Origin of the sequence: Streptomyces sp. VNUA24, assembly GCF_029167005.1 — a bacterium.
Taxonomy (GTDB): Bacteria; Actinomycetota; Actinomycetes; order Streptomycetales; family Streptomycetaceae; genus Streptomyces; species Streptomyces scabiei.
This window is the reverse complement of sequence record NZ_CP119143.1, coordinates 30,110-54,984: the sequence shown is the minus strand read 5'-3', so window position 1 is coordinate 54,984 and position 24,875 is coordinate 30,110. Positions and strand designations below refer to the sequence as shown.

The 24,875-nt window shown below is 68.8% G+C and carries 21 protein-coding genes and 1 pseudogene; 12 read left to right on the top strand and 10 right to left on the bottom strand.

Features of this window, described 5'->3' with window-relative positions; translation table 11 throughout:
- Positions 1-130: 130 nt before the first annotated feature.
- The 4 genes from PYR72_RS00190 to PYR72_RS00175 form a co-directional block, all read right to left on the bottom strand.
- A complete protein-coding gene (locus tag PYR72_RS00190) occupies positions 131-1,600 on the bottom strand; it encodes a UvrD-helicase domain-containing protein (protein ID WP_275453222.1) in 1,470 nt (489 codons plus the stop codon).
- 76 nt (positions 1,601-1,676) lie between these two features.
- On the bottom strand, positions 1,677-2,153 hold the full coding sequence (locus PYR72_RS00185) for a hypothetical protein (protein ID WP_343245503.1): 477 nt from the start codon (positions 2,151-2,153) through the stop codon (positions 1,677-1,679).
- Positions 2,153-2,959: a DUF6083 domain-containing protein gene (locus tag PYR72_RS00180; protein WP_343245502.1), complete on the bottom strand. Its 807-nt coding sequence runs from the start codon at positions 2,957-2,959 to the stop codon at positions 2,153-2,155. The genes PYR72_RS00185 and PYR72_RS00180 overlap by 1 nt, the downstream gene beginning before the upstream one ends.
- A gap of 238 nt (positions 2,960-3,197) precedes the next feature.
- On the bottom strand, positions 3,198-3,461 hold the full coding sequence (locus PYR72_RS00175; RefSeq protein WP_275453220.1) for a helix-turn-helix transcriptional regulator: 264 nt from the start codon (positions 3,459-3,461) through the stop codon (positions 3,198-3,200).
- 617 nt (positions 3,462-4,078) lie between these two features.
- Here PYR72_RS00175 and PYR72_RS00170 point away from each other — a divergent pair.
- Complete coding sequence (locus tag PYR72_RS00170) at positions 4,079-4,543, top strand: hypothetical protein (RefSeq protein ID WP_275453219.1); 465 nt, start codon at positions 4,079-4,081, stop codon at positions 4,541-4,543.
- 16 nt (positions 4,544-4,559) lie between these two features.
- Here PYR72_RS00170 and PYR72_RS00165 read toward each other — a convergent pair whose 3' ends face one another.
- The 3 genes from PYR72_RS00165 to PYR72_RS00155 all read right to left on the bottom strand — a co-directional run bounded on the left by PYR72_RS00165 (position 4,560) and on the right by PYR72_RS00155 (position 7,732).
- Positions 4,560-5,765, bottom strand: coding sequence for an IS256 family transposase (locus PYR72_RS00165; RefSeq protein ID WP_275460304.1), 1,206 nt, complete (start codon positions 5,763-5,765; stop codon positions 4,560-4,562).
- An 885-nt stretch (positions 5,766-6,650) separates the two neighbouring features.
- Positions 6,651-7,439 carry a hypothetical protein gene (locus PYR72_RS00160; RefSeq protein ID WP_275453218.1) on the bottom strand — a complete coding sequence of 263 codons (789 nt, stop codon included), beginning with the start codon at positions 7,437-7,439 and terminating at the stop codon, positions 6,651-6,653.
- 92 nt (positions 7,440-7,531) lie between these two features.
- Positions 7,532-7,732 (bottom strand): hypothetical protein, encoded by a 201-nt coding sequence (locus PYR72_RS00155; protein ID WP_275453217.1) that lies wholly within the window; start codon positions 7,730-7,732, stop codon positions 7,532-7,534.
- 667 nt (positions 7,733-8,399) lie between these two features.
- On the opposite strand from PYR72_RS00155, the gene PYR72_RS00150 reads away from it, so the two are divergent.
- The 5 genes from PYR72_RS00150 to PYR72_RS00130 all read left to right on the top strand — a co-directional run bounded on the left by PYR72_RS00150 (position 8,400) and on the right by PYR72_RS00130 (position 15,217).
- The gene (locus tag PYR72_RS00150; RefSeq protein WP_275453216.1) at positions 8,400-11,642 is read left to right on the top strand and encodes an NB-ARC domain-containing protein; all 3,243 of its coding nucleotides are present in this window, start codon (positions 8,400-8,402) and stop codon (positions 11,640-11,642) included.
- Between the two features lie 391 nt (positions 11,643-12,033).
- Positions 12,034-12,531, top strand: a complete 498-nt coding sequence (locus tag PYR72_RS00145; protein ID WP_275453215.1) for a hypothetical protein — start codon at positions 12,034-12,036, stop codon at positions 12,529-12,531.
- A gap of 74 nt (positions 12,532-12,605) precedes the next feature.
- A complete protein-coding gene (locus tag PYR72_RS00140; RefSeq protein WP_275453214.1) occupies positions 12,606-14,279 on the top strand; it encodes an ISL3 family transposase in 1,674 nt (557 codons plus the stop codon).
- 103 nt (positions 14,280-14,382) lie between these two features.
- A complete protein-coding gene (locus PYR72_RS00135) occupies positions 14,383-14,931 on the top strand; it encodes a hypothetical protein (RefSeq protein ID WP_275453213.1) in 549 nt (182 codons plus the stop codon).
- Positions 14,888-15,217 carry a transposase family protein gene (locus tag PYR72_RS00130; RefSeq protein ID WP_343245557.1) on the top strand — a complete coding sequence of 110 codons (330 nt, stop codon included), beginning with the start codon at positions 14,888-14,890 and terminating at the stop codon, positions 15,215-15,217. Before PYR72_RS00135 ends, PYR72_RS00130 begins: the two co-directional genes overlap by 44 nt.
- A 100-nt stretch (positions 15,218-15,317) precedes the next feature.
- Here PYR72_RS00130 and PYR72_RS00125 read toward each other — a convergent pair whose 3' ends face one another.
- Positions 15,318-15,584 carry a tyrosine-type recombinase/integrase gene (locus PYR72_RS00125; RefSeq protein ID WP_275460302.1) on the bottom strand — a complete coding sequence of 89 codons (267 nt, stop codon included), beginning with the start codon at positions 15,582-15,584 and terminating at the stop codon, positions 15,318-15,320.
- An 827-nt stretch (positions 15,585-16,411) separates the two neighbouring features.
- Between PYR72_RS00125 and PYR72_RS00120 the strand changes: the two are divergent.
- Positions 16,412-16,558 (top strand): annotated as a pseudogene (locus PYR72_RS00120) (ATP-binding protein); the annotation flags it as partial.
- Between the two features lie 22 nt (positions 16,559-16,580).
- Here the strand turns inward: PYR72_RS00120 and PYR72_RS00115 are convergent.
- Both PYR72_RS00115 and PYR72_RS00110 read right to left on the bottom strand, forming a co-directional pair.
- Positions 16,581-17,204 (bottom strand): class I SAM-dependent methyltransferase, encoded by a 624-nt coding sequence (locus PYR72_RS00115; protein WP_275453212.1) that lies wholly within the window; start codon positions 17,202-17,204, stop codon positions 16,581-16,583.
- Positions 17,205-17,654: 450 nt separating this feature from the next.
- Positions 17,655-19,052 carry a sporulation protein gene (locus PYR72_RS00110; RefSeq protein WP_275453211.1) on the bottom strand — a complete coding sequence of 466 codons (1,398 nt, stop codon included), beginning with the start codon at positions 19,050-19,052 and terminating at the stop codon, positions 17,655-17,657.
- A gap of 323 nt (positions 19,053-19,375) precedes the next feature.
- Between PYR72_RS00110 and PYR72_RS00105 the strand changes: the two genes are divergently transcribed.
- The 5 genes from PYR72_RS00105 to PYR72_RS00085 all read left to right on the top strand — a co-directional run bounded on the left by PYR72_RS00105 (position 19,376) and on the right by PYR72_RS00085 (position 24,864).
- Positions 19,376-21,142, top strand: coding sequence for an asparagine synthetase B (locus tag PYR72_RS00105; RefSeq protein ID WP_275453210.1), 1,767 nt, complete (start codon positions 19,376-19,378; stop codon positions 21,140-21,142).
- 28 nt (positions 21,143-21,170) lie between these two features.
- Positions 21,171-21,605 (top strand): NUDIX domain-containing protein, encoded by a 435-nt coding sequence (locus tag PYR72_RS00100; protein ID WP_275453209.1) that lies wholly within the window; start codon positions 21,171-21,173, stop codon positions 21,603-21,605.
- A gap of 74 nt (positions 21,606-21,679) precedes the next feature.
- Complete coding sequence (locus tag PYR72_RS00095; RefSeq protein WP_275453208.1) at positions 21,680-22,999, top strand: UDP-glucose/GDP-mannose dehydrogenase family protein; 1,320 nt, start codon at positions 21,680-21,682, stop codon at positions 22,997-22,999.
- A gap of 618 nt (positions 23,000-23,617) precedes the next feature.
- Positions 23,618-23,872 carry a DUF6207 family protein gene (locus PYR72_RS00090; RefSeq protein WP_275453207.1) on the top strand — a complete coding sequence of 85 codons (255 nt, stop codon included), beginning with the start codon at positions 23,618-23,620 and terminating at the stop codon, positions 23,870-23,872.
- 545 nt (positions 23,873-24,417) lie between these two features.
- A complete protein-coding gene (locus tag PYR72_RS00085; RefSeq protein ID WP_275453206.1) occupies positions 24,418-24,864 on the top strand; it encodes a CU044_2847 family protein in 447 nt (148 codons plus the stop codon).
- The last annotated feature ends 11 nt before the right edge of the window (positions 24,865-24,875 follow it).

The window sequence follows — 24,875 nt, the reverse complement described above, 5'->3', positions numbered from 1 at the left end:
TCTTGACGGCTTTTTGTGTCTGCCGCAGCCCCGAGCGCGGATGCCTGGGTGGCTGTGGAGGCGGGCAGTGGCGCGATGCGGCGACTGAGCTGGTGATTCCTCAACAGGGCCTGAGTGAAAGGAAGTTGGCTCAAGAGCCGGACAGGCGGGCGAAGTGGGTGTTGATCCAGGAGAGGCCGCCGAGGTCGAGGTGGTGGCGGGCGCGGGTGACGGCGACGTAGGCGAGGCGGGCGTCGGTGTCGTTGACGGGTTCGGGGATGGGGCGGCCCTGGGTGTCGTGCTCGCCGGTGTCCTTGGGCGGGGGGAAGTCGTCGGCGATCCGCACGGTGGGCCATTCGCGGCCTTTGGCGGAGTGGGCGGTGGAGACGGTGACGTCGGCGGTCTTCTCGTCGGTGAGCTGGCTGAGCGCGGCGAGGATGGCGTCGGGGCCGTGTGTGTCGACGAGGTTGACGAAGGGCTGCAGGTCGCATCCGGCGGGATCGTGTTCGGCGTACTCCTGCAACTCGCCCCAGGAGGTGAAGAGAACGAGTTCGGGATGGGTGGTGGGGCGTCCGTCCTGGAGGTCGCGGGCGGCGAGCGCCAGCGCGGCCAGAGCCTGAGCGCCGCGGGTCAGGGCGACGCGCCGGCCCTCGGTGAGCAGGCGCATGACCTCGGTCATGGCACCGATGTTCGTGCGGCACAGTACCGCGTCCGGCCGGGCCAGATCACTGACTTCCGCGGCGATGGCCGTGCTGCCGGTCAGCCGGATGGGGGCCTCGGCGAGCTCCAGCCAGCGGTTTGCCTGCTCGGCGATGACGGGCCCGAAGCGGAAGGACTGTGTGAGGGCCAGTTGCGTGGCGTCGAAGCCGGTCATCACGTCGCGGGCGCCGCGCCAGCCGTAGATGGCCTGGGCGGAGTCACCGACCATGACGAGCTGCGCGTGGCCGCGCTGGGCGGAGAAGACCTGTTCCAGGACGGGGTTGGTGTCCTGGGCCTCGTCGAGCAGGAGGAAGTCCGCGTTGATCTTCGGCTCGGTCAGGGCCCACATCTTCAGGTAGTGGTCGTGCTCGAAGCGGACCACTCCCTGGTCGGGGTTGTGCAGGTCGGCCCAGGCGCGGCGGGCGAACGGCAGCACCGCCTCGGCGAGTTGGGCGTGTTCGCCGGGGGTGCCCAGGCGGCGCAGGGCGGGGACGTGGTGGCGGCCCACGGCGCGGTCGGCCGAGTAGCAGAAGCGGGTCACGGTGCGCAGCACGGTGTAGGACAGCGATCTGGTGCTGATCTCGTGCTCGCCGATGCGGACGGGCCGGGTGATGCCGAGTGCCTGGCCGGTCTTCCATGCGGGCTGGCGAGGGCTGTTGAGGCGGCCGGTGTAGCGGTGGCCGAGGGCCGCGTAGGCGGTGGCGTGGGCCGTCTTGCACTGCACGGTACGGGGGAAGCGGGCCGCGGCGTCGAGGGCGATGCTTTTGTTGAAGGCGAGGTAGCGGCCGCGGCGCTGGGTGCTGGTGGCGAGCAGGGCGAGCGTGGTGGTCTTGCCCGTGCCGGCGCCGGCCTGCAGAGCGAGGTGGTGGCCGGCGCGGAAGGCGTCGGCGGCGTGGACCTGTTCGTCGGTGGGCGTAGGCAACAAGGGCTCCGCGAAGGACAGAGGACGGCACGCATGTCCGGGGCTTATGACGGGGGATGACGCAGGGGGCGCTGTGTCAGCGGGGCGTTCGGTGGCGCCGGCTCAGGGCGCGGCCGGCGCAGGCCAGGACTTCCTCGAGCGTGTGGTCGGCGAGCAGGACCTCGAGCCGCCTCTCCAGCGCATGCAGGCGATCACGCTCCCGCGCTGCCACAGCCGCGGTCACCCGCAGGCTGAGGAACTCTGCCGGACGCTGGCCCCGGGCAGCTGCCATCCGGCGAATGGCCGCCATGTCGCTCCGGCTGAAAGCGAGGTTGAGCCATACCTGGCCGTCGCGGTCCGCGTAGTGCGTGCTCAGCACGTCGACGGGTAGCCGGGAGTCCAGGCGGCGCCGCAGCGTGTGAAGAGCGTTCCCCGGGCCGTGGGCCCGCTGCAGGGCCATCAGCCGGGTGCGGTCGGCGTTCACGGCCAGCGGCACGTTGCGGCCGGCGCGCTTGAGCTCTTTGGGGGAGAGGGGCCGGGTCAGCAGGATCTCGACGGCCTGGTGCCGCATCATCACCGCACCGCCTTCGGTCCGCGGCCCGACGGCCCGCGGCGGCCGACGGAGGGAAGGCGGGCGTGGATGTGCTCGTGGTGGATCAGCGGGTCGAAGGGCTCCCAGTCGGCCACCGCCATGTCAGGGACCGTCGGGCTGGCCGCGTGCTGCGGGCAGCGCTGGGCACGCCAGCGCAACTGCTCAATGTAGGGAAGCGGACTGAGGTCGTAGAGGGCCATCACGTCGGCCGGAAGCGCCAGTTGGCCGGCTGTTGTTGCTGTGGCCGGGATCAGGGTCCAGGTGCCCGCAGGGGTCTCAGGAGCAAGCAGCGGGTGCGGACAGCGGTCTCGGTGCCGGGTCCGGGCGACACACTGGATCGCCTCGACCGGGCAGGTGGCCAGGTAACGGACATACAGCAGTTGCACGATCGGCCGGGCCGGCCAGCACGCGGTCGGCTGTGGCGCGGGTTCGTTCGGCGGGCTGGCCGGCGGGACGAAAGCGCCGGTGTCGATCATGCGGCGGGTGTGTACGGCCAGAGCCCTGCGCAGCACCGCCAGGCCGGTGGCTGCCGCCGGGGCATCCCGTGCGGGACACAACAGAACGTGCGGAAGACGGCACCAGCTGCTGTTGTCCCCGGCTGGATGGGCGACACCGGAGCTGACGTGCCAGCGGCAGGCGGCCGGGACCGCGGCCGCCGGCAGCTCGTGCGGATGGAGATGGACCATCCGCTCGTCACTGCGCTGGTACCACTCGATCCGGTTGCCGCACTCGCGGCAGCGGCTGTTCTGGCCCCAACGCAGCAGACGGCTGCCGCCACCGGGGGACACCCGCAGTGGACGATGCACAGGAACGGCAACCGGGCTGCCGTCCCGGTGCCTGACAGAAGACGAAGGCCGGGATCGCATACGAGCGAACCTGCCAGCCAACACGCCGCACCGATGGCGGCGCCGCCGCCGTATCGCCCGCACAGCCCAAGACAGGGCGACTGACGTACGAGAGGCTGCTCAAGTTTTCGATACGGCGTCGCCGCTTCAGGTGATCTGCTCCGGTCGCGTGGACGGGCCGTCAGTCGCCGGCGGAGCCGGGCAGATCGTGACCGTGACACAGCGTGCCGAACAGCTCCTCGAACGGCGTTCCCAGGGCGTGCGCGAGGGCATGCCAGGTCTTGAGCGTGCCGATGGTGCGACCCTGCTCGATCTCGATGACCGTGCGTCTGGCCAGGCCGCTGCGGGCGGCGAGCTCGTCGTACGTCCACCCGCGCACGGCCCGCAGACGCGCGAGCTCCAGCCGCAGCGCGTTGAGGTCCGGATCGGGCGGCAAGATCGTCACCCGTCCATCCGACGGTGCAGACCCCTGCCCTGTCAGTGCAGACCTCTGCCCTATTTCCCCAGGTGGCGCACCCATCGCAAGGGCAGACCTCTGCACTACGCTGGCCGCCGCCCAATTCCGGGAAAACGCCAGCAAGGACATCAAGAGGAGGACCCACGCCCATGAGGCTGCGCGCACCAGGCACGCCAGCGCCGCGCGCCTGGACCGTGGAACTCCGGTCGCACAGCAGCGGACTCGTCCTCACCTGCCAGCAATGCCCCCACGGCAACACCGTCACAACAACCTCCGCCCGATCAGCCGCCCTCACCCACCTCGCCCGACACGCCCACAAAGACACCCTCCCGCCCCACCTGCGGACCTGCCAGTGCCACGAACGAGGCTGCCGCTGGCACCGCCCCCACCGCGGCTGCGCCGGCCCCGTCCGACTCCTCCTCGCCTGCGAGCGTGGCGGCCGGGTATGGCGGCTAGCCGACACCTGCACCGCCTGCGCCGCAGCCACAACCCACGCCGCCGTCGTCCCCGACACTGCCCTGCTCAACCCCCAGCCGTCACCTGCCAGCACCCCCCGGCCCAGACGACAGCCCAACGGACCAGACAAGCGGATCCGGGTGCGGGAAATGCTCTGCTACCTGGCCGCCGCGCTCCCGGACAGCGCCTCCGCCGCCACTCGGCTCATCGCCCTGCAATGCGCTCTGCGCATCAACGCCAGCATGCAGGTCACCCTGCCCCTGGGATTGTTGCGAAGTCTCCGCCTCGGCACCAACGCCGGGCCGTGGCGAGAACTTGAGCACGTGCGATGGCTACGTAGAATTTCCGGCCCTGCCACGGGCGCGGTCGTGGTCCAACTGTTGGATACCGCGCTGCTCACCCAGGCGCCCGCACGCCCTGACCGATGTCATGCGGCGGACTGGGCACTGCGCGTCAGTTGCCCGCCGCTGGCCGGGGCGATCGGCCCGCTCCCGCAACTAGTGAACGTCTACGTTGCAGCATGCAGCGACCCCGAAACCGGCCGAGGCCAGAGCGAGTGTGACCGGATGGCGCGCGACTGCGGCGTTCGCCGGGTGTGTCAATTTAACGGCTGATCTTGGTTGTTGATGGTCAGTTGTTGCTCGGGGTGAGGCGGCCTTCGAAGGCGATCTGGAACGCGTTGAGTGGTGCTTTCCAGCGCATGGTCCACCTCTTGCGGCCCTTCCCGGTCGGGTCGAGGCTCATCAGCGCCATGTAGATGCACTTCAGAGCGGCGGCTTCGTTGGGGAAGTGTCCGCGGGCGCGGACGGCCCTGCGGATGCGGGCGTTGACGCTCTCGATCGCGTTCGTGCTGCAGATGACCTTGCGGATCTCGACGTCGAAGGCGAGGAAGGGCACGAACTCGGCCCAGGCGTCCGACCACAGCTTCACGATCGCCGGATACTTCTTCCCCCACGCCTCCTGGAACTCCAGGAACCGCTCCGTCGCCGCGTCCTCGCTGGGCGCGGTGTAGACGGGCTTGAGTGACTTGGCGACCTTGTCCCAGTCCTGACGGGCGGCGTAACGGAACGAATTCCGCAGCAGGTGAACCACACACGTTTGAACAATCGTGCGAGGCCAGGCGGCCTCCACGGCCTCGGGAAGGCCCTTGAGCCCGTCGCAGACCAGCATCAGCACGTCGTCCAGGCCGCGGTTCTTCAGCTCGGTGAACACGTGCAGCCAGTACTTGGCGCCCTCGCCGCCATCGCCGGCCCAGATGCCGAGGATGTCGCGGGTGCCGTCCACGGTCACCGCCATCACCACGTAGACCGGACGGTTCGCGACCTGCCCGTCCCTGATCTTGACGTTGATGGCGTCCACGAACAGGACGGGATAGACGCGGTCGAGGGGACGGTTCTGCCACTCGGCCATGCCCTCCATCACCTTGTCGGTGATGGTGGAGATGGTCTGCTTGGACACCTCGGCGCCGTAGACCTCGGCCAGGTGAGCGGCGATCTCGCCGTGCGTGAGCCCCTTCGCGGACAGCGACAGCACCATCTCGTCGACCCCGGTCAGCCGCCGCTGCCGCTTCTTGACGATCTGCGGCTCGAACGTGCCCGAGGTGTCACGCGGGACTTTGACCTCGACCGGCCCGACGTCGGTCAGCACGGTCTTGGCCCGGCCTCCGTTACGGGAGTTGCCACTGCCCCGGCCGCCGGCATCGTGCTTCTCATAGCCGAGGTGATCGGTGATCTCGCCTTCCAGGGCAGATTCCAAGACCCGCTTCGTCAGCTGCTGCAGCAGCCCACCCTGCCCGGTCAGCTGCAGCCCCTCCGACCGGGCCCGCTCCACCAGCATCGCGACCAGTTGCTCGTCGGACACGGGCGCAGGCTGCCCGGACTGGGCACTCTCGACAGGCTCCACGGTCTCCAACTCCACGACGGTATCAGTCACTTGACGTCACTCCCATGATCGTCAGATCCGCCGTTAGATTTACACTCCCCGTTCGACTTGCTGAACTGTTCGACACGCTTGAGCACCTCACAGCAGCCGGGTTGCTGGATTCATGGAAGGGAGCTCCGAACACAGAAGACCTCCATTGGAAGCAGACGGCGTGGCACCAATGAAGCGACAGTCGGGCGACTTCTGCAGGCAATCGGCGTCAGCCTGCTGGCCGCTTTTGCCCCAGATCGTTGGGGTCGGTCTCGTTGACACCCAGACGCGGGACAGGCTCCGGCACGGGGAAGAGCAGTGTGCGAAGGAGGCGGAGCAGGGTGTTCTTGCTGGTGGTGAGGGCCAGGCGTCTGCACAGCTTGGCCTCCGCGTCCGTTCAGAAATGAGGCGATGTCGGTGAGTTCAGCGCTGAACATGTTGGTGCGGCGTGCTTTCGACGCGTCAGGACTGCGGGCGTGGTTGCGTTGAGGGCGGGCCGAGGCCAACCACTTCGCCCGCGACCATGGGATCACTCACTACCCCGGCCCTCCATCTCACATCCCGGACCCACCCGGCGCTTTCTTGCCAGCCGACTGTGTGGTCCAGGGATGGGCGGCGAGCGCGGACTCGGCGAGGCGAGCCGGCAGCCCTCCTCGAGGGGCTGACGCCTTGCCACGGTGGCCTCTCTCGAACTGGGGCAACCTTTCGGCTCTGCGCGCAGCGGGCTGACGAAAGCGGCCTAGTGCCCCAGAGGGGCACTAGGCCGCTTTCATGACGGTGGACGACGTCAAGGAAAGGAATCAGCTGCTTCTATACACTTTCGAGGGGGGCGCGATCACCGCGAGGGGTCAACTCGAGCGTGACAACTTCCCTGTCACCGCGTTCCTCCTCGTCGTGGATGTGCAGCAGGTTCTTCTTTGCGAGGCTGCGCAAGACCTCTGGAGCTTCCTCGTTCCTTGCAGGGAACAAGGCCTCCAGCCGGTTTTCCCCCTCGCTGCTGCGGTCTACCCACAGACTAGCCATGCCGACGAGCTTCGTCTCGGGCTCGCGGTCGTGCATGGTGTCGCGCAGTACCGTCAGGAGTGCGGCCTCAGCTCCGGTGACCTCAACGGGCTTGAAAGGCCTTCCCCCGGAGCGGTCCCAGCGCTCTCCGAAAGCCTCGACCTGTTCACGGAGATAGACAGGGCCGGACTTGAGATGGGCGACGGGCGGCGGGAAATGGGACAGCTTCGTGATCTGGTTGGCACGCTGCCGGGAGGTGACGCCCAGGATCTCGGCGATCTCGGAGACGCCAGCGAGTTCCGGGACGACTGGATCTTCGAGCCTGCGGTCCAATTCCTCTTCGGTGACGGCCTCGATGCCAACGATGGTGTGCGGGATGCCGAGGGCCCGTGCGGCCACGGTCACTTCCCTCAGCGCGGCTTCCGTCGCCTGACGGGCGGTACTGGCCTCGATGAACACCCGTGCGGACAGGTTGCCGTTGGGGGCGTACCCGACTGCGGGCTCCAGTGCTGCGAGCTTTTCATGCAGGTCGTCGATCAGAGCGTCGGCGACAGCACGTGCGGCAAGCTCTACGTAGACGCTCCACGACTGGGACATGATGGGCTTACCTCCTTCTCCCTCTGCCGGGATGTTGGCTGGTGGTGCGGTCCCGCCGGGCTTCCCTCCCGGCGGGACCGCTTGCTCCTTGGCTACTTGACGAAGCCGTGGCGCTTGAGTGCGGCGAGTGCATTCTTGTATCCGCGCGACTCTGATGGAGTGCTGGCCAAAGTGGTCACATACACCCCGTCCTTTCGGACGCGATAGTGGCTGCTCTTGGTCTCTTCGACCTCGAATCCCTGGTCATGCAGCTTCCTCAGAAGCTGGCGGATGTCCTTGCTGCTGATGCCCATTCTACCCCCTTCCCTTGACGTCGTCCACCTTTATTGTATCAGATCTCTTGACGTCGTATAGTCATACATTTCTGCGTGGTTGAATGGTCACTTAAAGTGGCATGTCAGGGTGGTGGCTCGAGGTTGAGACCGACTGCCCGTCCCTGCCGCCATTGAGCGGGACTGATCTCCAGGGGGCTGTAGTCGGCTTCGTGCGCGGGTGGGGTCGGGGCGCGGTCTCGGCCTCGGAACGGTCGGTGGGGGAGCCCAGCGCTTGCTCATGGTGCGTGGCCGCTGTCCGGTGGCCCCGAGTGGAGGTACTTCCGGCCGTAGGAGAATCGCGTGCTGGCGACCTATTCGACCGTTCCCCAGGCCTCATTGCGTCGAGGCAAGGTGCTGACAGGGGCGCGGGGAGAGGCGAGGATCTTTCATCATGAGGGACGGGGGCCGCAGGGCGGGGCAGGTAGTGGCTGCGCTGTGCGCGGCTGCCGGGGTATGGCTGTGCGTGGTGGCCGTGCGAGGGGGCTGGGACGCTGCTGACCCAGTCGCCAGCGTTCTCGGTGGCGGCGCTGGGATTGCGGCCCTCCTGCTCTCCTTGGGATTCGTTCCGGGCGCTGGCAGGACGACAGGAGACCCACCTCCTCCAGCTCCGCCGGCCGTGCCCGACTGGGTTGTCGATCGTGACGAAGTGGAGCAGGTCGTCGCTGCGGTCTGCGAGCGGGCCGGGGCACGGCTGCCGTTCGGGTTTCCCGGCAGTCGCAGTGGCAGTGCCATGGTCGGGATCACCACGGGCCTGCACGGAGCCGGAGGGTTCGGCAAGACGACGCTGGCCCACATGGTGTGCGCCCACCGCAGAGTCCGCCGTGTCTTTCGCGGGCGCGTGTACGTGGTCACCATCGGGCGCAATGTGCGGGGCCGCGCGGCGATCGCCGCCAAGGTGGCTGAGGCGACCCGGTTCATCACAGGCGACACTCTCGAATCGGGTGAGGACCCCGGCAGAGCAGGCGATCACCTCGGCCGTCTGCTGGCCAGGCGGCCACGCACGCTCTTGGTGATCGACGACGTCTGGGAACCTGAACAGCTGGAGCCGTTCTTGCGCGGAGCGCAGGAGCAGTGTGTGCGGCTGGTGACGACCCGCAAGCCGGCTGTCCTGCCGCCCGATGCCTGCCGGGTTGTCGTGGACCGCATGTCGTTCGCGCAGGCAGATGCCGTCCTCACTCGCCAGCTCGAACCTGGCCTGCCCGCGCCCTTGGCAGCGGCTTTGGTCAAGGCAACCGGACGGTGGGCCCTGCTACTGCGCCTGGTCAACCAGCTGATCGTGGTTCAAGCCGCTACCGGCGTGCCGCAGGCTGTCGCCGCACAGGCGATCCTGGAACGGTTGCGCGCTCTCGGCCCGGCAAGCGCCGATCCGGACGTGCCGGTGGATCTCGACGACCCCACCCGGCGCAACACCGCGGTACGGGCCAGTATCCAGGCCGCCACCGAACTCCTACCGCGCGCCGGCGGACGCAGATTCTGCGAACTCGGCATCTTTGCCGAGGACGAGGCCATTCCGCTTCCTCTGGTCGCACTGTTGTGGACAGCCACCGGAGGCCTCACCGAGGCTGAGGCCCGCAGCCTGTGCATGCAGATGGCCGAACTGTCTCTGCTGACCCTCGACGGTTCTGTCGAAGGAGGCACCGTGGCACTGCACGACGTTGTCCGTGATTACCTGCGCGTCGAACTCGCGGCCGACCTGGCGGAGTTGAACGGCGTCTTGGCCGACGCGGTCGCCGCCACCCTGGATCCGGCCGATCACGCCGACACACACGTGGCCTGGTGGCAGGTGAGCGACGGGTATCTCCGAGACCACCTGATCGAGCACCTGATGGACGCCGGCCGCGCGGTGGAAGCAGAGACTGTGGCCAGCGACCCGCGATGGGTGCAGAGCAGGCTCCACCAACGCGGCCCCACCGCCCCCTGGCGGGACCTGGACGGCATCGCCAGCCCGACCGCCCGCGCACTGGCCGCCGACATCGCCCGAGCCGCCCACCTGCTGTCTCCCGCCGACCCGCCACACGCCCTCGACGCGATACTGCGAAGCCGGCTCACGATGCTGTCGCAAGGGAACAACCAGCCACAGCCCACAGTTCACCACCTCCTCACCAACCGGTGGCCGCCGCCCGACCTACCGGACCGCTCCCTGCTGCGCACCCTGACCGGCAGCACCGCTGCCGTACAGACACTCGCCTTCAGCCCCGACGGCACCCTGCTCGCCACCGCCGGTGACGATCAGTACGTGCGGCTGTGGAACCCGGCCACCGGCGCCTGCCAACGCACTCTCACCGGCCACAACGGCAAGATCAGAGCGGTGGCGTTCAGCTCTGACGGCACCCTGCTCGCCACCGCCGACGACGACAGACACACGCGAGTGTGGGACTCAGCCACCGGCGCCTGCCTGAGCACCCTCCACGGCCGCATCCCACGCGCTGTGGCATTCAGCCCGGACGGCCTGGCGCTGGCCGACATCGCAGACGACGGATGCATCTGGGGCCGGGACCCCGCCACCGGAACTGCCCTGCGCCGTCTCACCGGCCCCGTTGGAGGGATCAGAGCGGTGGCGTTCAGCCCCGACGGCACTCTGCTCACCACTGCCGGGGACGACGGGTGGGTGCGGGTCTGGAACGCTGCCACCGGCATGCTTCGGCACTCTCTCACCGACCACGTCAGCGGGAGCCGGGCGGTGGCGTTCAGCCCTGACGGCACCCTGCTCGCGACCGGCGGCGAGGACCGGCGCGTGCGTCTGTGGGATCCGGTGACCGGCGCCGCCTTGCAGACCCTCTCCGGACACGAAGGCTATGTGAACACAGCCGCATTCAGCCCCGACGGGACGCTGCTGGCCACTGCGGGCTACGACCGCAGCGTGCGGCTGTGGAACCCTGCCACCGGTGCAGCCCTGCGGACACTGTCCGGCCATGAAGGCTATGTCAACACGCTGGCGTTCAGCCCCGACGGGACGCTGCTCGCCATCGCAGGCCACGACAGGGCAGTACGGCTGCGGAACCCGGCCACCCACACCGCCAGCGACGAAGGCACCGGAGTACGCGAGGTCGCTGTTGCAGCCGGCTCACGGCTTGTCACAGCCGACGACGACGGACGGGTCCGCATCCGCAACGCGACGACCGGCACGATCTCTCACGTCCTCACCGACTACGCCAGAGGAGTCCGCACCGTAGCCTTCAAACCGGACGGCACATCCCTTGCCACCGTCGGCGAAGACGGCCAGATGTGGCTCTGGGACCCGAACACGGCAATTCCGGTGGCATCCTTTGGCACCGACAGCATCCGAGGCATACGGGCCGCCGCCTACAGTCCTGACGGCACCGTACTTGCCACCGCAGACGACTACCGAACGCTGCACCTTCGAGATCCCGAAACCGGTGCTGTCTGGCGCACCTTCACCACCGACTACCGCGGCTCCCGCACCCTGGCGTTCAGCACAGACGGGGCACTGCTTGCAGCAGTCGGTAACGGGGGCACTGTGTCGTTGTGGAACATCGACACCGGCAACGTGCAGCACACCTTCACGCACAACGGCACACAAGCCATACAGGCGGTGGCGTTCAGAGCGGATGGGGAAATGCTCGCCACCGCCGACGAACACGGCACTGTCTGTCTGTGGAACCTCACCACAGGCGTCCTCCGAGGTGTTCTCACCGGACATGAAGGCGCGGTCGGCGCCCTCGCGTTCAGCGGACCGTGGCTCGCCACCGTCGGCGACGACGCGACCCTGCGCATCTGGGACCCCGACACCGGGACCGTACTGACACTCATGCGCACAGACAGTCCTCTGCGCTGCTGCAGCTGGAGCCCCGACGGCCGGGCCCTCTTCGCAGGCGGCCGCCGTGGCCTGTTCGGCTACGACTACCACCGCAGCACAAACAACTCCTGATACCGAGCCCGTTGCCCAGGCCGCCGCTACAGATCCCGGGCAGCAATCCGGGACTCAATCACGCCACCGCCGCGGAAACGTCACCGGCGATCCCGGTCATGGACGTCGGAGATCGGCGGCCCCGAGCACCCAGCGATGGATCTCTTGGTCCACGACGGCCGTTCTACCTGGATCTGCTGCAGTGGTCGATGGAAGACCCGGCGCGCTGGGCCCAATGGGCGACTTCCATCCTGAATTCGCAGGTGGGGCAACTGGTGTGGGTGGAGATTGACGTGCTCGTGCTGATCTCGGATGTGATCGCTAGCAGGTGATCGTCTGCCCGGGCCGGTTCGCGGGTTCTGGGGTGGTCCGCCCGAGGCGTCTCGTAGGTTCCGCAACGGGAGGGAGGCGCATGGTGGACGTGCTGACGTGGACGATCGAGCGGCGGATGCGACTGACTGAGCGGGCCGAACTGCTGCGCAAGGAGCTGGCGGAGATTGACGCCGAGCTGGGCCGATTGGAGGCGGCCGAGGTGGTGTTCGGGCAGTGGGCCGCGGCGACGGACGGAGGACGGCGGCCCTCAGGCATCGTGGAGCCGGAGCCGGAGCCGGAGCCGGAGCCGGAGCCGGAGCCGGAGCCGGTGGTGGTGGTGACGCCCGGGGCGGGTGGGATGCGGCTGATCCCGGACCGCGTGGAAGGCATGGGGGTGGAGGCGCTCACGCCGGAGTACTGGCGGATCATGGAGATCGTCGCGAAGGCGTCGGGGCCGGTGATGGGCAAGGACGTCGCGCTCGCGCTGGGCCGGGAGAACACCCCGGGCAAGGTCGAGCCGGTCCGAGGCCAGTTGCGCAAGCCATCGGACTGGGGCTGGCTGTCGCGCACGGGCTCCGGACGCTATCTGCCGCGCTGACCACCGGCTGCGGTCCGGCGTCGGCGTACAGATCTCTGTGGCTCTGTCAAGATTTTCGTAGGCGGAGATCATCTGTGTGTCGTGGTCGGCCGGTCTGCGTACTGGGCAGCCTTTGGGTGTGCTCTGTTGAACTGCCTTACTTGTTACCGCACTTGGCGGGCGTGTCGGTTCTTTCGGTCGACGGCTCTGGACCGGTGGTGGTTGTCCGTGCGCGTACGCGGTCGCTTGCTCCCGCGCCGTGTACGGGCTGCGGGACGCCGAGCGGGTGGTGTCACAGCCGCTACGTCAGACGGCTCGGTGATGCGTCGCTGGGCGGTCGCCCGGTGCTGATCGAGCTGGGCGTGCGCCGTCTGTACTGCGAGAACATCGCTTGCGTGAAGGTGACGTTCGCCGAGCAGGTACCGGGTCTGACCGTGCGTTACCAGCGGCGCACGCCGCTGCTGCAGCGGGTGGTCGAGGCGGCGGGGGTGCTGCTGGCGGGCCGGGGTGGGGCCCGGATGCTGCGGGTCCTGAACGTCACGCTGTCGCGGTGCACCGTCTTGTCGCAGCTGATGCGGATGCCGCTGCCGCCCCTGATCACTCCGCGGGTGCTGGGCGTGGACGACTTCGCCCTCTACCGCGACACCTACGCAACCCTCCTGGTCGATGCCACGACCCGTCTGCCCCTGACGCTCTGGGAGGGACGGGACGCCGAACAGCTCAGCCGCTGGCTTCGTGAGCATCCCGGCGTCGAGATCGTCTGCCGCGACGGTTCGCTCACCTACCGGCAGGGCATCGCCGCCGGCGCCCCCGATGCCGTGCAGGTCAGCGACCGTTTTCACCTGTGGCAGGGGCTGTCGCGTCGCGTTCAGGACATCGCTTCCGCCCACAGGGGCTGCCTGCCCGCAGCCCTCCCGCCGGCCGAAGAGGCCGATCCAGCACCGGCCGAGGCAACCATCGGGGAAGCCGCGGCGGACACGCGAGCCGGGCAGCACGCCAGGAGACTGTTCGAGGCCGTGCACGCCCTGACCGGGTCCGGCCGGAGCTACAGCGCCATAGCCCGGGAGCTCGGCCTCGACCGCCGCACCGTGCGCAAGTATGCCCGCGCCAGCACCTGGCAGGAGGTCGTGCGCCGCCCACCCCACAAGCCCTCCACCCTGGACCCCTACCGCGACTACCTGCAACAACGCTGGGACGAGGGCGAACACAACGCGATGGTCCTCCATCAGGAACTCCGCACCAAGGGCTACCTCGGGCACTACCAGCGCGTGAAGATGGCCATCGCACCCCTGCGACGCGGGCTGCCGCTGGACCAGCCCCGCGAGCGCCCGCCGTCCCCACGCGAGACCGCACGCTGGATCACCACCAACCCGGACCGCCGCGGCCTCCACGCCACCCACTGCCTGCACCGGCTCCTCGAGCACTGCCCGGAACTCAAGCACGCCCACGACCTGGTCCGCCGGTTCGCCGCCATGCTCGACAACCGCGACGCCGCACCCCTGCCGTCCTGGCTCGACGAACTCTCCCGCAGCGGACTATTACCACTTGCCGGCATCGCCGGAGCCCTACGCGAAGACCAGCACGCCGTCGCCCAGGGGATCTCCACCACCTACAGCTCCGGCGTCAACGAAGGCCGCATCACCGACGTCAAACTCCAAAAACGCCTGATGGCAGGACGTGCCGGCGTCCCGCTCCTGCGCCACCGCGTCGTCCTGATCGCCCACCTCCGCCGCCGTTACGCGGACCGGCCGACCACGACACACAGATGATCTCCGCCTACGAAAATCTTGACAGAGCCGCGTTCGCGCGTACGCCGACATCCGACCGGTTACGGCCGCAACACGAGTGCCCCCGACGGGAGTTGGCGCCTGTGTGAAGAAGCAGCCGCCCGCCGAGGGCTCTCCCGGTGTTGTCTACCAGGTCCGGCTTCCCGTGTCGAAGCGGACCGTCGATCTCGTCGCCGGCCTGATACGCCGCAGGCGCAGGCAACTGGGCACCCGCTGGCGCAAGGCCGCTCCGGGCACGCAGGCGATCGTCGTGCCGGCCGTCCTGCGCCACGACCAGCGCCTGGCCGACATGGCCGGCGGCAACGCCGTCTCGGCCGCCACCGTCCGCCGCTGGGTCCTGGAAGTGATCGACCTGCTCGCCGCCCGGGCCCCGCGTCTGGACCGGGCCCTGAAGAAGATCGCCCGTCGGGGCGGTGCGGTGGTCCTGCTGGACGGCACCCTCGTACGCACCCGCCGCCGCACCGGGGCGGCCAACCGCAAGAACTACAGCGGGAAACACAAGGCCCATGGCCTGCTCTTCCTCGCGCTGACCGACGAGAAGGGGAACCTGATCTGGATCTCCTCCGCCCGCCCTTGGCCGGGCCAGCGAGATCACCGCCGCCCGCCACGACCACATCACCAGGCATCTGCGTGAGGCCGGCCTCGGCGCCCTGGCCGACCTCGGCTTCGTGGGCCTCGACGACGACCCCGACGATGATCCGGTCATCATCACCGGCCGCAAGGCGACCCGCTCCCACCGCCTCACCGACACCGAGAAGGAGGCGAACCGGCTGGTCAGCCGCGAACGCGCCGCCGTCGAGCACGGCTTCGCGCACCTGAAGACCTGGCGCATCCTGACCAAGGTCCGCATGAACGCCCATCACGCCACTACGTTGCTGCGGGCCCTGCTCGTTCTGGCGACCTGCGAAGTCCAGCGGTGACAGACGATCACCCGACAGTGATCACTCCGCCTGCCAGCACGAGGACCGCATCACGGGCCCACACCAGTACCGCGACCTGCGAGTTCAAGATGAAACGATCTCAGTGACCAAGCATCTGCTGGATGGCCACGAGGTCGACGCCGCGTTCATAGTTGTGGGTCGCGCACGCCCGTCGCAGGGCATGCGGGCTGAAGCGGTCGGTCGCCGGGCGGCCTTCGAGTTCCATCAGATAGCGGAGCCGGTTGCGGATGGTCCCACGATGCAGGTTGCCGCCCGACTCGTCGGCGAACAGCACCGGCGAGTTGGGGAACTTGGGCCGTACGTCTTCCAGGAACCATCGCAGGACCAGGTCGAGGCCGTCGAGCATGGGCACCCAGGCGTGGCCGGGGGCCGGAGGTGTGGGCGCCTTTGCCGAAGCGGACGTGGAGTTCTCCGAACGGGCCGCGGGTGAAGTGCAGGTCCGGCCTCTCCAGCAGCGATGCCTCCTCCGAGCGGAGTCCGGCGTGATACAGAGTCCGGAACATCGCATAGTCCCGGGCGGCGGGTCCGTACTTCCTCGCGGTCGCGATCCGCCGCTTCATGAAGTCGAAGAACTCATTCACCCGCTCCGGCGTCGGCGGCGCCAGCAGGGCCGGTGAATCGTCGCCGACGTGACGGGAGGCGTTGAACTCGTCGATCGGGCAGACCAGGCGGACGCCGAATGCGGCCTCGATCTCGGGCGCCTTGCGGGCCTGAAGGAACCGGTGGAAGCCCTTGAAGATCTGCACGTACTCGCGCCGGGTGGACGTCTTGCGGCCCTGAACCGCCAGGTCGCCGATCACGCGGTCGATGTCCTCGGGCGTCACCTCCCACGCGGGCATGCCCAGGGCTTTGAGGGTCCGCTCCAATTGCCCGATGTCGTTGTCGGTGGTCACCGGACTGAACCCGCGGGCCCGCCACGAGGCGACAAACGCGTCGACGCACGCGGTCTGGAACTGCCACGGATCCGTCGTCAGCGGCTCCTGCGGGACGGCCCCGCCCGCGATGACCTGCAGTCTCGCCTCGGCCACCGGCACACCTTCCTCGCGCCTGAACAGTCAAGGTGGCACCTTCAAAATCGTGGCGTCATCGCGAGAATCAACGAGGGCCACAGGAGGGGGATACGGCCAGGTCGCAGCGGCAACTCTTGTGAGGGAACAAGTGCCAGCCCCAGATGGCTGGACCAGGACGTCCACCGATCCGCGGCTCTGCGCGGCCATCGTCGACCGCCTCACCTTCGGCGGGAACATCATCGAAACCGGCACCGAATCCTACCGACTCGCCAGCACCAGGGCAGCCCGAGCGCAGGACCCCGCCAACTGACGGATGCCGCTAGCTTGCTCTGTCACAGAGGACGTCGTGCCCAGAACAGCGCATGCCCGCCGTCCCCTTCGGGGGCGAATTCCTCCTGCTCAACCGTCAGCCCCGCGCGGGTGATCCAGACACGATTGGTGTCGGCATCTGCGTGGCTCCACCACATGGCAACCCCGCTGTCCAGCCAGTTCTCGTCCATGCCGGTCCACTCATGCTGACCGGTGCTGCAGAGAAACCAGCCGCCGGGCCGGAGCCACGTTGCGATCCTCTCCAGGAGCGGAAGCTGCTCGTCCTGCGGAATATGAATCAGCGCATAGAGGGACACGACGGCATCGAAGGATCCGCCCGGGAAATCCACCGAGGTGGCATCGGCCCTGATGAAGTTGGCCTGCGGCACGAGCTTCTGAGCCCGCCGGATCTGCACCTCGCTGATGTCGACGCCGGTGACGTGATGTCCAGCCGCCACAAGGTCACGAACGACCGGCGCTCCGCTGCCGCAGCCCAGGTCCAGCACTGTGCTGCCCTTCTCAAGCCGCGCGTTCAGGCTGGCGATCCAGGATTGGTACTTCGTGTCGGAGTCGTAGGCCTCGTCATAGCACAGTGACAGCGCGTCATACCCGCGCCGAACCAAGTCCTTTGGATCTTCAACAGTCACAGCCAAGTACGCTAACGCCCTTGGCCTGCACTCAGCGAACCCTTTTCCTCTCTCTGCGGGGCACCGGGTCTCGGCACTCACGCGTTGTCGGTTCTCATCGACATTTTCGAGCCAACTGATCGCTAAATGCTGTCCAAAACCGTCGACAAACGTTGCCTGCTCTCACTTACCGAACCAGCCGTGACCTGGCAGTCAGGCTGCTTCAGAAGTTCATCACCGGCCGACCAACAGGGGCAGCGGGAAGGACGTCACCAGGCTGAAGACGACGGTGTCGGACCGGACAGCGGAGATCGAGGATCTCCGTCGACAGGTGACACTTCTCGCTCTGGCCCCCGCTGTTCTCACCCGCCAGCAGGGCACGCCCCGTCGGCCCCGGGAGTCTGCTGGCGTCGACACTCCGGACAACGGCGTTCCCGTCCCGCCGACCGCGCACCTGACACGGCAGGTTTCTCAGGGGGCGACGCCGAGTTCGGTGCGGGTGCGGTGGATGAACTCGCGGACCATGGGCTCGCGCCGCCAGGGGGCGAGGGCGTCGTTGAACTCGCGGACGTAGTCCTTGGCCCGGCTGGACTGGACGCGGGCGAGGATGTCGATGGACCGGTTGCCGAGTGCGAGGCCGTGGTCGAGGTTGCGCGCCTGGAGGTGGGCGGTTCCCACGATGGCGAGCCGCATGCCGACGGAGCGGGTGAAGATGCCTGGTGGCATGGCGGCGGCCTGCTGGTTCCAGGCCAGGGCGGATTTGGGGTTCTTCAGGTCGCGGAAGATCTCGGCGGCGTCCGCTGACAGACGGGTGTGGTGATAGAAGTCGATCCACGCGGGCTCGTCGCCGCTGTCCGCCTTCGCCCGCCCCAGCAGATCCTCGGACATTTTCAGGGCCTTCGAGGCCGCCTGAGGGTCGCTCTCGCGGGCGTGAGCGCGGGCCTCGATCAGTTTGGTGAACGCCAGCACCCGGGGCACGGCATGGCCCCTGGCTCGTTCGAAGGCGCCCTGCGTCATGTCGACGGCCTCGCTGGCGAATCCCCGCATGAGGGACTGCATGGCCATCGTGGTCAGGACGTAGCAGCCCAGTTGCACGTCGCCGCCGGCGCGGGCGAGGCGGAGGGCCTGGATGAAGTGCCGCTGGGCGGCGTCGTGCTGGCCGACGTCGAATGCCGTCCATCCGGCGAGCCGGGACAACTCGGCGGTCACCGAGAACAGTTCGCGGCCGATCCCGTCGGAGAACGAGCCCTGCAGCAGCGGAGCGGCCCGGCGGTCGAGACAGTCGGTGACGGAATTGGCCTTCCAGTTCCCGCCGCCGTATTTCGAGTCCCACCGCCTCGCGTCGTCTGCGGCCTCGCGCAGTTCGGCGAGGTCGGCCCGGCCGACCTGCTTCCCGCCTTCATGGTCGGCGGTCTCGTCGGCCGGGGTGACGAGCCATCGGGTGACGGGGGTGGTGAAGGCGGAGGCGGCGAAGCCGGACCCGGCCCGGGTGAGGAAGTCGCGGCGGTTCACGGAGCTCCAGAACATGGTGGCGACGCGGATGGCGTCGGCGGGGTCCCTGGGGAAATCCAACCCCACCGAGGCGTCGATTGTCTCCGCCTCGCCCATCCCGATTTCATCGAGGCCGACGGGGCGGCCGAGCCTCTCGCCGAGCGCCTGCGCCAGCAGTTTCGGGACCGGCCATTTCGGCGTCATCCCCCGCCTGCACCAGTTCGCGACCGACGTGTGCGAGTAGTCGGTCTCTATCCCGGCGTGGTGGGCAAGCTGGTTGACGCGCAGAGCCAGGGATTTGTGGCTCGCGCCGCAGGCCTCGATGAGCCGGGCCAGGTCCGCGTTGGGCGGACGGGTCCGGCGCTTGGTCGATGCCACGACCTTCTCCCTTGCCGGCAGGCGGGACACACGACTCGAACAGACGGTTGAGCATGTGCGTCTGTACTCGGTGGAGCACGAGGTCCCGTGCCCGGCTGGCAACGAAGAGTCGTACGCGTTCCGCGTGTTGAGTCACCGAGGGTATGTCCTCGCGGGCCGCGGTGAACCGCGTCCGCGAGTTGTGAGCCCCCTTGCGAGCCCTCCCCGGGATCATTCCGGACGGCTGTGATGAGAGCCCAGGCCGCCCCCCGGTGGGGCCCGGACCGGTTCCTGCCGGCGGCGGCCGCCGTCAAGGCATCACCACACTCGGGGGTGAACCAGATATGTGCGGAATCGCAGGACTGGCCGGAGCCGACGGCGCCCGGCACGAGCACACGGTCGCCGCGATGGGCACCTCGCAGGCCCACCGCGGCCCGGACGGCACCATCCACGCCGCCACCGCGGATGGGCGGGCGGTGCTGGCGATGAACACGCTACTGATCGTCGACCCGCACGCCCTGCCAGGCCCTTACCTCGACCGCGAGAGCGGGGTCCTGCTGGCCTACAACGGCGAGATCTACAACTACCGGGCCCAGGCTGCTGCTTGGGGCATCCCCCTCGCGCAACGGGAGACGGACGCGCATCTGCTGCTGCGGGCCTGGGCCAAACTCGGCCCTTCCTGCCTGGGCGGACTGGACGGCATGTTCGCCCTCGCGGTCTACGACCCGCGCGTCGGCAAGCTGTTCCTGGCCCGCGACCGGCTGGGGGAGAAGCCGCTCTACTGGCGCCTGGACGGCGGCCGGCTCGCGTTCGCCTCCGAGGTCACCACCCTGACCGGCTACGGACCGGCACCACTGGTCCTGCGGCCGGAGGTGATCGCGATCGAGACGCCGACCGGCGTCGACACCCCGTTCCAGGGCATCCAACTGCTGGCCCCGGCGACCCTGCTGACCTTCGACGTCGCCACCGGCTCCCTGGACCAGCACGTCTACTGGACCCTGACCGGCCGCCAGCCCTTCACCGGCACCTACAACGAGGCTCTGGCGAAGTTCTCCGTCGTCCTGACCGAGCAGGTCCCGCTGCGGGCTCCGGCCGGCGACTTCGCCCTCCTGCTCTCCGGCGGGCTCGATTCGTCGGTGCTGGCCTACCTGCTGCGGCCGCCGGTCTGCGTCACCGTCCGCTATCCGGGCCAGGACCGGCTCGACGAGTCGCAGATCGCGGCCCGGATCGCCTGCGACATCGGTGCCGAACTCGTGGTTGTCGAGCCGGACCACATCGACTTCACCAAGGCCCTGCCGCACATGATGTCCGCGCTGGACTACCCGATGGGCAACGCCTCCACGTTCTCCGAATGCATGGCCTACCGGAAGACCGCCGAACTCGGCCTGCGGGTCGTGGCCGGCGGCCTCGGCCCGGACGAGTTCCTCATGGGCTACGTCCGTCACTCCCTGGTCCTCTTCGGCGCCGAGGCCGTGCTGGCCGCCGGGATGGACGCCTACCGGCCGCTGGCCGCCAAGCTCCTGCACCCGGCCAGGGAGGAACTGGATCCTGCGGAGGCGGTCACCCGGCTCGTCCTGCGTGGCCCCGACCCCGACAACCGGATCCACGACCTGGTCGCAGACACGATGGACAAGGCCGGCGGGGACCTGGCCCGCGGGCTCACCCTCGCCGACCTGGCGACGGCCTGGCGGCCGCTGGTGATGACCAGCGACAAGCTCGCCTCCGCCTACGCTCTCGAACGGCGGTCCCCCTACCTGGCCCGCGACCTGGTCGAGTTGTCCTACCGGCTTCCCGCCGAGCACAAGATCGCCCACCCGGCCCAGGGCAAGCGGATCCTGCGGGACGCCGCGAAGGCCGTCGGCCTGCCCCGGGAGGTCTGGGGCAGCCGGGACAAGCTCGGCTTCGCCTCTCCGGTTCCCGCCTGGCTGAACGGGCCGCTGGCGGCTTGGGCGGACGCCCAGATCCGCACCGCCCTCGCGGAGGCCCCGGCCGCGATGCGCCCGTTATTGGAGGGCGGACTCAAACCGGGCGGGCGGTTCGATCGCACCCGGACACAGGCCCTCATGGCGGCCGCCTGGTTGGGCGACCAGACAGTGAGGGCGGCCGCATGACGGCCCCTCACCTCACTACGGTGTCCGGATGCACCAGGACACCACTGCCGACAGCCCGTCCACCGCCCGCGGAGCGGTCGCGATCATCACCAACCACCGCGGCCAACTCCTCCTCCACCTCCGCGACGACCTGCCCGGCATCGCCTGGCCGAACCACTGGAGCGTCCTGGGAGGCGGCTGCGACCCCGGCGAGACACCACGCCAGGCGATCGTCCGCGAACTCGACGAGGAAGCCGGCCTGACCGTCGACGGCTTGACCGAGCTCTTCGAGATCCGCGACGAGCACGGCTCCGGCCAGATCATCACCTTCTTCGCCGCCTCCTGGGACGGCGACGAGACCGCACTGCCCCTCGCCGAGGGCGTCAAGCTCCAGTTCCTCGCCCCCGAAGACCTCGAAGTCCGCACGATCCCGCCGTTCATCCGGGACGGGATCAACCACTACCTGGCCACCCGGCCCGCCTGAACACCCCGCCCGCACGGGCGGAGCGAGGGGTGGGGCCCGCCGGCGGCCCCCACCCCTCACGAAGGAACCCGCTCATGAAACTCACCGTCGTCGGCTGCGGCTACCTCGGCGCCACCCACGCGGCCTGCATGGCCGAACTCGGCCACGAGGTCCTCGGCATGGACTGCGACATCGACAAGGTCCACACCCTGGGCTCCGGCAAAGCACCCTTCCACGAACGCGGCCTCGACGAGATGCTGGCCCGCCACACCGCCTCCGGCCGCCTGAAGTTCACCACCTCCTACGCCGAGGCCGCCGCCTTCGCCGACCTGCACTTCATCGGCGTCGGCACACCCCAGCAACCCGGCGAGCACGCCTACGACCTCACCCATCTCTTCACAGCCGTCCGCCAGCTCGCGCCCCGCCTCACACACCCGGCGGTCATCGCGGTGAAGTCGACCGTCCCGGTCGGCACCGCACCCTGCGTCCGCGACCTGCTGCACGAGTTCGCGCCCGCCGGGGACGCTGTCGAGGTCGCCTGGAACCCGGAGTTCCTGCGCGAGTCGTTCGCCGTCGAGGACACCCTGCGCCCAGACCGTCTCGTCCTCGGCTTCGCCACCGAGCACTCCTGGGCCGAGGCGGTGCTGCGGCAGTGCTTCGAGAAGATCATCGAGGCGGGGACGCCGACGATCGTCACCGACTGGGCCACCGCCGAACTCGCCAAAGCCTCCGCGAACGCCTTCCTCGCCACGAAGATCTCCTTCATCAACGCCATCGCCGAAATCTGCGAGGCATCCGGCGCCGACGTCGGCCAGCTCGCCGACATCCTCGGCCACGACGCACGGATCGGCCGACGCGGGATGCGTCCCGGCCTCGGCTTCGGCGGCGGCTGCCTGCCCAAGGACCTCCGCGGGTTCATGGCCCGCGCCGGCGAACTCGGCGCCGGCCAGGCCCTGACGATCCTCCGCGAGGTCGACGCGATCAACAACCGGCGCCGCGAGCGCATGGTCGACCTCGCCCGCGAACAGGCCGGCGACAACCTCAACGGCAAGCGGATCACCGTCTGGGGCGCCGCCTTCAAGCCCGACACCGACGACATCCGTGACTCGCCCGCCCTCGCCGTCGCCCAGAAACTCCACGAACTCGGCGCAAGCGTCACCGTCACCGACCCGAAGGCCCTCGACAACGCCCGCAAAGCCCACCCCGAACTCGACTACGCCGACGACCCCATCGCCGCCGCCCAGGACGCCGATCTGCTCCTGCACCTGACCGAGTGGCCGCAGTTCTCCCACGTCGACCCGCACCGCCTCGCCGCCCGCGTCACCACCCCGAAGGTCATCGACGGCCGCGGCACCCTCAACCCCGCCCGCTGGCGCGAGGCCGGCTGGACCTTCCGCGCCCTGGGCCGCCCCTGAGCCTCCACCACGGCTCCCTGGCCCAGGCCAGACTGAACACCTGGTCACGGGCCCGTCGTCCCGGCACCCGGCGACATGGACTCGCCGGGACAGTTCCTGCGACATTGTTGACCATGACAGCGACAACGCGTCGTGGTCGGCGGTCCACGACGACGAAAAGCAGAGCCGAGCAGAGCCTGTTCCACTCGGTCCGCTGCCTCCCGGTCACCGTCCTGCCGCATCCCGTGCCAGTAGCGCAGATTGGAGGGCACTCGCGGGCAGACACAGGCCGCAGCTGGATCACGGCTCCTGCTCCCGTAGCGGCGCGGGCATGGGAACCGGGCAGCAGTAAGCCCCGGCTGGACGGGGGAGGCCAGCCGGGGCCGTGGGTGGTGGCGTGCGGAGGGCGGTCGCCTCTCGGCGAAGTGCTCCATGGGGCTTCAGCCGAACGATCGTCCCCATGGGCTATAGGTGAGGCCCGGGGACACTGTCCCCTTCGCAGCCACGTACACATGAACAGCGAACTGCCCCTGCCTGTTCCCTCGTTGATGCCTCCCGGGCGTGTGAAGTGCAGCACGCCATGAAGGACCTGGCACAGGATCGGAGCCGGGGCAGCCGCTACTCGGTCGGGTGATGCTGATGCATCAGCGAAACCCCGCCCGCCGCCAGGACGTAGTGCCGTACATGAACCCGATCAACGAAGTGCACGTGCAAGAGCCCGGGTTGGCCGTCGTCGACATCACGGCCGCCGACGCCACGACCGCGCTCGCCCTCCAGGAGGCTCTCGCCGCACAGTGGGCGACGGCGACCGCAGACCGTGTCACGCGCGACCCGGGCCAGCCCGGTGTACGGCTGCGCTGCTACCTGGACCTGCGCCAGCCGCTCGGCTCATAGACCCCGGAGCGGCCCGTGACATCCCGCCGCGGGACGGGATGCATCGCACGGCCGCCGGAGGCGCCATGGATGACATCCCGTCCGTCGGCATGTGCGCCGGACCTTCTGCCGGGACGTCGGCGAGACGGCCGGGAGCCCGCTTCGGGTCGGCGAGTGGGAAGGGTCCGCTCGCCGGCCACCCTGGGCGAGGCCGTGATCGAGCCGGGCATGGTGTGCACGGCCGCAGGCCGGGCCCGGACACGGATTCGCACGCCGGATGTGCCGGCTGCGGGAGGCTGGGCAGCGGCGGGTCAGTAGATGATCTTGTGGAAGAAGTAGACCGCGGGTGAGAATTCTCCACCCCCGGGGAGGGGCCGATGGCTTGGGCGCTGCCGGTCTGGTTGCTGATGCTGTAGCTGGTGCACCCCTGCGGCACCTTCACGTGATCTGTGTCACAAGATGAATTCCCCGGACAGGCGAGAAGAGAAGTGCAGCGCGGCCCTATGAGGTGAGGGTGAGGCAAACTCAGACGATCGACGAGCCGGCCTCAGCGCATAGGAGTGCACATGTCTGGCGAGGCAGCGGAAGCCTCGGTCGGGCAGAATACGGTCATGCCCGAATACCTTGAACTCGATCTGGCTGGCGCCGCGTTGCGTGTGGAGCTGTCCGACGCCGGAGAGCCGGCAGCAGATCTCCTTCGTGCCGAGACGTCACCGGCACCGGACCTACCCGAGGGATTCGGTATCACCACTCCAGTGGCGCGTGGCGGACGGACGGCTGCGCTCGCAACGGATGCCCTGCGAGCAACACTGCGCCCGCTGGGGCAACTCCTGGAGGAGGTCCACGGCGCGGTTGCAGGCACCGAGAACGCGCCGCATGAGCTCAAGGTTGAATTCGGCATTCAGATCGGCCAGGACCTCAAGCTGGGCATCGTCGGCATCAATGGCAAGGCAACCATGACTGTGAGTGCGACCTGGCAGCAGCAGACCACCGCCGATCCCGTCCAGGGTTGAGAATGGGCTGG

What these genes read in the sequence shown, in the direction of transcription:
- PYR72_RS00160 (WP_275453218.1), bottom strand. Translation starts at nt 7,439, where the DNA reads ATGTCCCAGTCGTGGAGCGTCTACGTAGAGCTTGCCGCACGTGCTGTC.
- PYR72_RS00165 (WP_275460304.1), bottom strand. Translation starts at nt 5,765, where the DNA reads ATGCTGGTGGAGCGGGCCCGGTCGGAGGGGCTGCAGCTGACCGGGCAG.
- PYR72_RS00105 (WP_275453210.1), top strand. Translation starts at nt 19,376, where the DNA reads ATGTGCGGAATCGCAGGACTGGCCGGAGCCGACGGCGCCCGGCACGAG.
- PYR72_RS00125 (WP_275460302.1), bottom strand. Translation starts at nt 15,584, where the DNA reads ATGCTCGACGGCCTCGACCTGGTCCTGCGATGGTTCCTGGAAGACGTA.
- PYR72_RS00085 (WP_275453206.1), top strand. Translation starts at nt 24,418, where the DNA reads ATGTCTGGCGAGGCAGCGGAAGCCTCGGTCGGGCAGAATACGGTCATG.
- PYR72_RS00100 (WP_275453209.1), top strand. Translation starts at nt 21,171, where the DNA reads ATGCACCAGGACACCACTGCCGACAGCCCGTCCACCGCCCGCGGAGCG.
- PYR72_RS00170 (WP_275453219.1), top strand. Translation starts at nt 4,079, where the DNA reads ATGCTCTGCTACCTGGCCGCCGCGCTCCCGGACAGCGCCTCCGCCGCC.
- PYR72_RS00155 (WP_275453217.1), bottom strand. Translation starts at nt 7,732, where the DNA reads ATGGGCATCAGCAGCAAGGACATCCGCCAGCTTCTGAGGAAGCTGCAT.
- PYR72_RS00095 (WP_275453208.1), top strand. Translation starts at nt 21,680, where the DNA reads ATGAAACTCACCGTCGTCGGCTGCGGCTACCTCGGCGCCACCCACGCG.
- PYR72_RS00090 (WP_275453207.1), top strand. Translation starts at nt 23,618, where the DNA reads ATGCATCAGCGAAACCCCGCCCGCCGCCAGGACGTAGTGCCGTACATG.
- PYR72_RS00185 (WP_343245503.1), bottom strand. Translation starts at nt 2,153, where the DNA reads ATGATGCGGCACCAGGCCGTCGAGATCCTGCTGACCCGGCCCCTCTCC.
- PYR72_RS00145 (WP_275453215.1), top strand. Translation starts at nt 12,034, where the DNA reads ATGGTGGACGTGCTGACGTGGACGATCGAGCGGCGGATGCGACTGACT.